The following is an 866-nucleotide window of genomic DNA, read 5'->3' on the forward strand; positions in this document are numbered from 1 at the left end:
TTTTATATTGACATTAACAAAAATATTTAATGATATAAAAAATGTAAAAAATAATAATAACTTTTTCATAATAATTCTCTCCTTTAAATATAATTAATTTATAAACTTTAATAAAGTTATAGCTAAATTGTTATAATTTGTCAATTAATAACTTGATTTTATATTAGTTATTTTTGGTCGCATTTCAAAGAAATACGAAAGTACAAGTGTCACTTCTTTAGTTTTAGAAGTTCTATAAGGCACAAAAACAACTAAAGTAAGTTATTCAATATCTACTCCAATCATCTTTAATTTTATTTTTATTTCTTTCTCCATTTTCTCTTTATCAAAATAATAAGATACTGTATTTACTTTTATCATTATTGTATCAATTATTTTTCTTAAAGGAGGAAAATATGAAGATATATTTTTTATTATATTTAATCTTTTTTCAAAATATTTTAATTTAGAATACATTGCACTGTTATTTTTATTCAAGTCTTCTATTTGTTTATTCCTATATAATATTTTACTTTCATTTTGATCATTTATACTTACTAAATATTGTTCTTTTTGTTTTAATTTTTCATTTTCTTCATTTAATTTTTGTATTTCTTTTTATTTCAATTATTTATACTTTAAAAATACTTCTTATATATTAAAAAAATGTACATCCAAGCTTTTTTCTGTCAAGTTTGTTGTACATTTTCTCTATCTTTTATATATTTTTTATTTTTTTTCTAATTTTTCAATTCTATTTAATAGTTCCTTGATAGTTTCTGTTAATGTATTTATCTTTTCTTCAGATATTTTAATTTTTGTCTTAAGTTTTTCAACTTCATTTGTTTCTTTTACTTCTTCTTTTTCGGTTCTTCACAAATATTTAA

General features: G+C 18.2%; 1 protein-coding gene. It reads right to left on the reverse strand.

The annotated features are described in order from the left end of the window. Nucleotides 1-261 precede the first annotated feature (261 nt). Complete coding sequence (locus AYC59_RS00470) at nucleotides 262-477, reverse strand: hypothetical protein (RefSeq protein WP_156445421.1); 216 nt, start codon at nucleotides 475-477, stop codon at nucleotides 262-264. Nucleotides 478-866 lie beyond the last annotated feature (389 nt).

This window comes from Pseudostreptobacillus hongkongensis, assembly GCF_001559795.1.
In the GTDB taxonomy this organism is placed as follows: domain Bacteria; phylum Fusobacteriota; class Fusobacteriia; order Fusobacteriales; family Leptotrichiaceae; genus Pseudostreptobacillus; species Pseudostreptobacillus hongkongensis.